Origin of the sequence: Salinimonas chungwhensis DSM 16280 (assembly GCF_000378185.1) — a bacterium.
Taxonomy (GTDB): Bacteria; Pseudomonadota; Gammaproteobacteria; order Enterobacterales; family Alteromonadaceae; genus Alteromonas; species Alteromonas chungwhensis.
The window spans coordinates 124112-132406 of sequence record NZ_KB899387.1; the positions used below are offsets into that span (position 1 = coordinate 124112).

The 8295-nt window shown below is 44.2% G+C and carries 5 protein-coding genes and 1 pseudogene; 5 read left to right on the top strand and 1 reads right to left on the bottom strand.

Translation table 11 applies throughout. The features are described from left to right. Position 1: 1 nt before the first annotated feature. The 5 genes from F458_RS19730 (at position 2) to F458_RS0115525 (ending at position 7094) form a co-directional block, all read left to right on the top strand. Positions 2–511, top strand: a complete 510-nt coding sequence (locus tag F458_RS19730) for a hypothetical protein (protein WP_018984351.1) — start codon at positions 2–4, stop codon at positions 509–511. 195 nt (positions 512–706) lie between these two features. After that, on the top strand, positions 707–1390 hold the full coding sequence (gene imuA / locus F458_RS19735) for a translesion DNA synthesis-associated protein ImuA (RefSeq protein WP_018984352.1): 684 nt from the start codon (positions 707–709) through the stop codon (positions 1388–1390). A 2-nt stretch (positions 1391–1392) separates the two neighbouring features. Further along, positions 1393–2778 (top strand): Y-family DNA polymerase, encoded by a 1386-nt coding sequence (locus F458_RS0115515; protein ID WP_018984353.1) that lies wholly within the window; start codon positions 1393–1395, stop codon positions 2776–2778. After that, positions 2778–5852 carry an error-prone DNA polymerase gene (locus F458_RS0115520; RefSeq protein WP_408640338.1) on the top strand — a complete coding sequence of 1025 codons (3075 nt, stop codon included), beginning with the start codon at positions 2778–2780 and terminating at the stop codon, positions 5850–5852. Before F458_RS0115515 ends, F458_RS0115520 begins: the two co-directional genes overlap by 1 nt. Positions 5853–6311: 459 nt before the next feature. Beyond that, positions 6312–7094, top strand: coding sequence for an EF-hand domain-containing protein (locus F458_RS0115525; protein WP_018984355.1), 783 nt, complete (start codon positions 6312–6314; stop codon positions 7092–7094). 888 nt (positions 7095–7982) lie between these two features. Here F458_RS0115525 and F458_RS21185 read toward each other — a convergent pair. After that, positions 7983–8295, bottom strand: a pseudogene (locus F458_RS21185) (IS3 family transposase); the annotation flags it as partial.

The following is an 8295-nucleotide window of genomic DNA, read 5'->3' on the forward strand; positions in this document are numbered from 1 at the left end:
CATGATCGCCTTTACCATTGTGGGGATACTGGTCCTTATTCTCATCTATTTTGTGATTCGTTCACAGACACTGCAACGGGAAGCTTCAGTGTCTAAACATGCCGCAAAAACAACGAGCAAGCGTTTGAAGGATGCGTATTCTGGTTTGATTCTGGTATGTACTGATTTACAAAAAGTCTATCTGGAACGGGTTGAGTCAGCATACCAGAAGCGTCTGATCAGCGCTGAGGACCATACTGTAATGCGATTCATCATGAGTCATTTTTCCCAGATTGTGATTGATTGTTTTGAGAAGCGTCATAGTGTGGAAGAAGCTTTGAAAAATGCAGTGAAGTCTTCTGAGATATCCGAACAGGATGTCCGAGATGTCATTAAAAAACAGCCCAGCCATCTGCGTATGGCCTGGGTTAAAAACACACCAGAGGGCTTCATGGAAGCTTGTGCCCAACTTTCTGTGCAGCCTTTAAAAGCAGCACAACCCGCAGCAGAAGACACCGCCGCTAAAGCCTGACGGTAGCCTTCCATAGCCCCCTTCTTCGAATTATTATTTTTCTGATAAATTGCCCATTGCCTAATTCCATGATTTCAGAGCACTTCTTTATTTAGTAGCAATACTATGGTCGCGGCGGGCTATTCTCTTTTGCTTTGCCAATGTTGCAGGATGCTATAATTTACCTATAATACTGTATATACATACAGGTAAATTATGTCAGAAACTATCTTCCCTCTTAAACATCCTCATGTCTGGCGGGCCAGTGAAGGCCTTAATGATGCCAAACACCGTGTTTGTACAGGTTTTAAAAGCCTGGATGAACTGCTGGGTGGAGGTTTACCGGCAGCAGGATTGATCCGGCTTCGAGCCTTACCAGGGATTGGTGAACTAACATTTTTAAAGCATGTATTGGCTGAGAATCCATACGAAAAACTTACTATGCTTATCAATGCGCCCGGGCATTTACATGCCGCGTGGCTTGTTAATAACAAAATTAAACCTGCGACAGTCAGGCTGGTGAACCCGGAAAACCATGAAGATACGTTGTGGGCCGCAGAACAATGTCTTAAAAGTGAGGCCTGTCACTGCGTCATCCTGTGGCTAAATAGCCTGAATGCCAAACAAGCCCGTCGGCTTCAGGTTGCCGCCAGTCAGCACCATACGTTGTGTGTGCTGCTTGAATCTGTAAAAGTACGCCGAGAGTCATTGCCTCTTGCGCTGGATTTGACCTTATCTCCGTCTCTGCACGGATTACAGATAGAGATAAATAAGCATGTCGGTGGGCGTGGTACCGGCGCTACAGAAATCTATTTTCGGTATACCCCGGATAATGCTGTTATAAACCTGGCTCTGCGTTCAAATCATGGCGATAACAACCCTACTCAGGTAGTGGGCTGACGATGCTCTGGGCCTATTTCCATTTTAATCAGCTGACAATTGATACGGGTGATCAGGAAACCCGGTTATTACCGGCTATTGTCTATGAAGCTGGCAACAATCAGGTAAAGCAAACTAACCGACGCGCGCAAGATGCTGGTGTCACCCCGGGAATGGGGATGGCGCAGGCTGCAGCACTGTGTCAGTCGCTGCATGTAATTGATTACTTTGAGAAAAGCGAGACGCAACGTTTACATGCGATCGCTAACCGCTTGTATCAGGTAGCATCCGATATTGCTGTTTTTGTCCCTGACGGTCTGGCCATCAGGCTTGATCCGCTTATCCGCTATTACGATGGTCTCGATAATCTCTGGCAAACCCTGGTTAATGAGCTTCGACAAGCTGGTGTTACTTTTAACTTTGGAGTGGCCTGGAGCATCGAAGCGGCCAAAGTGCTGGCTTATCATCAGCACAATCAACTGTTGCGCGCTAAAAGCGAGATTAAAAAGGCGCTCTCAGACTGCCCATTAAATGCCACTGCATTAACCGTAAAACAACAGCAGACATTACAGCGTGTAGGTATAGATTCTATCGCCAGGCTACTTGATGTACCCGCGACCGAACTTGGCCGCCGGTTTGATAATAAACTGATTACTTATCTGTGCAGCTTAAAAGCAGAAGTCTTTGAGAAGATAAATTTTTATCATCCGCCCGATACATTCGAGAGTTTCATAGAACCATCTTACGAAATTAGCCACACAGATCGCTTGCTACCTTATATGCAGCGTTTAAGTGATGAGTTCCTAACTTATGCACGCTTACGCAACATGCTTACTACCTCTCTTCACTTTACATTGCACTTTCGTGAAGACGCACCCATGCCTGTCACTGTTAGGGCTGCCACTGCCCTTTATAAGTTAGCGCAGTGGCAAAGCTTAATAGCGCTCAAGCTTGAACAATTGGCTCTGTCATCTCCGGTGATAAATATAGCTTTACGGGTCGATGAGCTTGAAGAGGTTGACGAGCAAATGTCAGACTTTTTCGATAACCGGGTACATGATTTTGCGTACAAACAATTGATCAGCCGCTTGCAAACTCGCCTTGGTGAAAGCGCCATTCAGTTCCCAAGTGCAGGTAGCGACTTTCGCCCGGAAAAACTACATCATGATCGCCAGACAGATACTCTTAATATTTCTTCACATCCACTGCCATCAATTGGGCTACCCCAACCCAAAGCGTTGAGAGAAGCTACTCAAATAGAATTTGGTCCGGTACGAATCCAGACTGGCTGGTGGGACGGTGCTCCCGTCAGAAGGGATTATTTTATCGGCCGCACCGACGATGGTCGCCGTCTGCATTTGTTTAGGGATAAAAGCAGGCAATGGTTTATCAGTGGATGGTACTGCTGATGTTTGCGGAACTGATATGTCAGTCAAATTTTAGCTTTTTACAGGGCGCCTCTGACCCGGAAGAGCTGGTTAATACCGCCGCGTTTCTTGGTTATCAGAGCCTGGCAATCACCGATGAGTGCTCAGTTGCCGGGGTGGTCAGAGCGCATGCTGAAATTAAGCGCAACAATTTACCTTTACAACTTATAGTAGGTAGCCGCTTTCAACTCACTGACAGTCTGCAAATGGTTTTGCTGGCCACCGATAAATATGCGTATGCAGAGCTGTGCCGCATTATCACCAACGCTCGACGCCGTTCTGAAAAAGGCAGTTACCGGCTGGCAGAGTGGGATTTAAAAACTATCAGGCATTGTTTGGTAATCTGGCTTCCTGGTACCGACAGCGCAACAAATACCTATTGGGGCGAATGGTTAAAGCGACAATACGATACTCGTTGTTATCTGGCCGCCAGACGTTTTCTGGATGGTAGCGATGATGCGCATTTAAAGGAAATTATGCATCTGCACTCCGAATTTGGCTTTCCCATCGCGGCCTCATCGCAGGTGCTTTTCCATCACAGCGACAGGCTACCTGTGCAACATGTATTGCAGGCGATTAACCACAACACTACCGTTGAAAAACTAGGCTTTACAGCGCAATCTAATGCCGAACGATGCTTACGGCCGCTGGCCAAACTCAATAAACTATTTGCTCAACAGTGGCTGCAAAATACACTTGATATAGCAAAGAAATGTACCTTCTCGATGGAGGAGCTTAAGTACCAATATCCTGCAGAGGTTGTACCGTCTGGCTTTACAGCAACCAGTTATCTTCGTCATTGTGTGGAAGAAGGGGTAAAAAAACGCTTCAAGGATAATCTGCCAGAGGCTATCCGCCAGACTATTGAAAAAGAAATGGCGCTGATTGCTGAGCAAGAGTATGAATACTTTTTTCTTACCATTTATGATGTTGTTCAGTTTGCCCGGTCTCAGGGAATTTTATATCAGGGGCGGGGCTCAGCGGCTAATTCAGTAGTATGTTATTGCCTGGAAATTACTGCGGTGGATCCTCGTCAGATTGATGTTCTATTTGAGCGCTTTATCTCTAAAGAGCGGGATGAGCCTCCCGACATCGACGTGGACTTTGAACATCAGCGCCGCGAAGAAGTTATTCAGTATATCTATAAAAAATATGGTAGAGAAAGAACAGCCTTGGCTGCCACCGTCATCAGCTTCCGGTTTAAAAGTGCATTTCGTGAAGTCGGCAAAGCGCTGGGCTTTCCTGAATCCCAACTTGATTACATCATAAAAAACATAAACCGGCGGGATCGAACGGTTCCCTGGCAAGCACAACTCGCAGAGCTCGGACTTGATCCCGACAATACCCGGGTTAAACAGCTGATTTATCTGGTAGAGCAGGTAGTAGGTTTCCCCCGTCATCTTTCTCAGCATGTGGGCGGCTTTGTAATCTCTGCCGGACCACTGTATGAGCTTGTGCCGGTTGAAAATGCGTCAATGCCGGAGCGGACTGTTATTCAATGGGACAAAGATGACCTGGAAACGTTAGGCTTACTCAAGGTAGATGTCTTGGCACTGGGCATGCTCTCCGCTATCCAGCGCACCTTTAAAATAATACAAAGTACCACCCGGTACCCAATCTCTATTCCCTTTATCACCCGTTTAGGCGACGACGCTCAAGTTTACGATATGATTTGCAAAGCCGATACCGTTGGCGTGTTTCAAATTGAATCGCGCGCTCAAATGAGCATGCTGCCCCGGCTTCGTCCGCGCAAGTATTATGATTTAGTAGTTCAGATAGCCATCGTGCGTCCTGGTCCAATCCAGGGTGATATGGTTCATCCTTATCTAAAAAGACGTCAAAACCAAACCAAAATTCAATATCCCTCGCCAGAGGTTGAGAGAGTTCTGGCACGAACCATGGGGGTTCCCATATTTCAGGAGCAGGTGATACAGCTGGCAATGGTAGCTGCAGGTTTTACCGGCGGTCAGGCCGATCAGTTAAGGCGCGCCATGGCAAGCTGGAAAAAGAATGGGCGTCTGAACCTTTTTCGGGAAAAGCTTATCAATGGTATGTTGGACAAAGGGTACGATAAGGATTTTGCGACACGGCTGTTTGATCAGATAAAAGGATTCAGTGGTTATGGTTTCCCCGAATCACACAGTGCCTCTTTTGCAGTGTTAGCCTATGTTTCCTGTTGGTTAAAATATTATTTCCCGGTGGAATTTTATGTGGGTTTGTTAAATAGCTGGCCTATGGGCTTTTATACGCCTAGTCAGCTTATTCAGGATGCAAAACGCCATAACATTTTGATAAAGCCAACATGCATCAATCATTCTGATTGGGAACATAAAATGGTGCTGGAGAATAATGAAAAGGCGATACAATTGGGTTTCAGTCTGGTTAAAGGGGCAAATCAAAATGCTATTGAGTCGCTTATCCGGAATCGCCCAGCCGATGGATTTACATCTATTGAACAGATTCGATCTCTAACGTGTCTATCAAAAGACACGATGGAAGCCCTCGCCAGTGCCAATGCCTTTTCAATGGTCGCTGGTAATCGCTATCAGGCCAGATGGAAAATGATGGATAAACAGGCAGAGCTCCCGCTCTTTGTCGGAGAGCCTGACGAGCAAGCAGTAACATTGCAGCCTTCACCAACTGATAATATGCTAGAGGACTATGCCTCGACTGGCCTCTGTGTGAACCAACATCCTATTGAACTCATTGCCGGTGCGCGTGATTTAAAAAATTTCACTTTCGCCCGTACCCTGGCAGAAAAAACAAACAATTCAATTGTACATCTGCTGGGCTGTGTAACCTGCCGCCAGGCGCCCGGAACCGCCACAGGGGTCACTTTCCTTACACTTGAAGATCATACCGGAAATACTAACGTTGTAATCTGGCAGGCTACTGCTCGACACCAAAAGCAACCCTATCTCAAAGCAACTATCTTACAGGTTGACGGCATACTTGAACGGTCGAAGGAGGGCGTTATCCATGTAATAGCAGGCAAACTGACTGATCGATCCGACTGGCTGGCCGAGTTGCGAGTGCCATCAAGAGATTTTCACTAGTTGTCATAAATCTCTACCGCTTTCTTTCCTGCTAAATCGTAGGTTATACAAAGTCAGCTTGGGTAAGCACACTATTGCGGCGCATATCACTTAACTAATCTGGCTTATCCTTTTACCCTGGCACTCTGGTCTTCAGGTTTGATTCTATCCCCATATAAAAAGACATAAGCATTCAAGCGACATTTCTGACTTATAAAGGCCGAGAAACATAGTGTAAATTAAGGTGTTTATACTTCTCAATTCACACACCAACCAGCAATAAATATAGCATTTTCGTTACGAATTATTTTCAATAACCGTAAATATTTGACAACTTGAATAAGCTACTTTTGTTTGTTTTTATGCTATCTCACTGATCTTACAGTACTAAAAAACCAGGCACGCTTAATGTATACATAATAAGTGTAATTTACCTCCTGTCAGCAGTTCCATTGGGAGGCAACGACTTAAGGAGATACAATGAATAAGTTAACACTAGCGGTATTAATTTCAGCTGCAATGTCTACAACAGCGATGGCTCATGATCATATGGAAAAAGATGATCAGATGAAAAAAATCCCTCATACATTTAATGCGATTGATAAAGATAAAGACGGTATGTTGGGTAAGCAGGAAGTTAGCGATCACGTTATTTCCAAACGCTTTGAAAAAGTAGATAAGAATAGTGACAATAAAATTTCTGAAAATGAGTATCTGACATTCTATCAGAATAACCCGAAAGCATTTTCCGAAGATGTAAATGACAAAATCCAGGTTACTAAAGCAAAAGTTAAAGCTGATGCCGATAAAGTATTGGCAAATGCACCTAAGGATATGAAAACTGACGAAACGCAGGTCGGTGCAAATATGGAAATGGAAGATGCGTATTCCACAGATAGCGACGATATGAACGCTATGAAAAAACATAAGGATAATATGCGTCATAGTAAGGAAGATATGGAGCATAAAACCGACATGGCCATGAATACAGATAACACAAACTCAGGAATGCAGGCCTATAATGCAGATCGTGATGCAGACCTTCGTAACAATGATGAGATGGCAGGCAACGAAGGTGACAGAATGGTCGCAAAAAATGAGTTTAAAATGATGGATAAAAACGGCGATGGCATGGTTTCGGAAGAAGAAGCCAGTGAAGCCGGAGTAAACAGTACATTTTCAGATATGGACGAAAATGAAGATAATATGATATCGCGTCAGGAATACAGAGATTATCGTCAGTCTCAAGAAGTAAGTCGCTAAGATGTATTAGACCAAGTCCAAAAGCCCGGGTTGACCCGGGTTTTTTATTAACTGTGATTAATTAATCTTTTATAACGGCAAGTAGTAATGGATAACTGATAAGAACTAGAGGTCGATTTTTAACGCGTACTCTGGCTAATATCAATGAACCCTATACTATTGAAAATAGTTTTTTAGATAATAAATTCATTATACGAAAAGTTTGAACCAGCATTGCCGAAATTGAATCAGCAATACTATGTTTCAATCGTAATTTTAACTGCGCCATATTGGCATCCAAGCCGTTTATCAACAGCATTGAAACGATTTTCAGCAACAAAAAACTGAAGGTAATCCACTTTCACATCGAGGCACCGACATGGTAGTCATAGGCTATATAATAATATTTCTGGGAGCAATGGCTATTGCAATGCTGCCTTTTATCTTTATGAACCGAAAGCCCACTAAATTTCCAGCTACTGGATCAAATCAATCTGATACCGACGAAATATAACCCCCAATCCATTGTCAATATTTCTTTCGGTACTTCCCACTATCAATACTACTTGAAGCAAGAATACAGGTAAAAAACTGTATACCTTCTAATTACACAAAGATAGTTTAGTGAGTTTATTTGCCTTTTTGAGACTGAATACTGCTCTTACACTTTCACTTTGATGTTGCATACCATCGCTTGCCTTTATAACACTAGCTTTTAAGCTAATCATCGGCTTATACAGCTTAATGGCTAAAGCTTCTTACGAGTGCCTAGCCTCGGCATGAAGCATCGTATCTTCTGAACCATGCTGAGAACTGGCATTAATGTCGCGGCTCTTGCCTGGTAACGGCTCTCAGCTTGATAAACAGACTGCCGGGATATTCCCATCACGTGGCACAGTTGCGATAAGCTTATTTGAGCTTGGCTCTGGAGTCTCGTAACCCCATGTCGACAAGCTTTTTTCGTAGGTGGGTTCCTTGTGTCGTATCGATGTAATCAATCATTTCATTGAGTACCAGGTTACGAATTTTCTCGTCTTCAAGCTTACGCTCTAGCTCTTTGATACGTTGCTCTGGAGTCGGGTTAGAAATAGTCATAAGTGTTAACCTCGGGCGATGCCAGTTTTGCCGCCCATGCTTGCGAAGCCACACCAATACAGTGCTTCTGCCTTGTATTCCATATTTAGCTTGTGCTTGCTTGTAAGTCAACTCGCCTTTTTCTACC

What these genes read in the sequence shown, in the direction of transcription:
- F458_RS0115525 (WP_018984355.1), top strand. Translation starts at nt 6,312, where the DNA reads ATGAATAAGTTAACACTAGCGGTATTAATTTCAGCTGCAATGTCTACA.
- F458_RS19730 (WP_018984351.1), top strand. Translation starts at nt 2, where the DNA reads ATGATCGCCTTTACCATTGTGGGGATACTGGTCCTTATTCTCATCTAT.
- F458_RS0115515 (WP_018984353.1), top strand. Translation starts at nt 1,393, where the DNA reads ATGCTCTGGGCCTATTTCCATTTTAATCAGCTGACAATTGATACGGGT.
- F458_RS0115520 (WP_408640338.1), top strand. Translation starts at nt 2,778, where the DNA reads ATGTTTGCGGAACTGATATGTCAGTCAAATTTTAGCTTTTTACAGGGC.
- imuA (WP_018984352.1), top strand. Translation starts at nt 707, where the DNA reads ATGTCAGAAACTATCTTCCCTCTTAAACATCCTCATGTCTGGCGGGCC.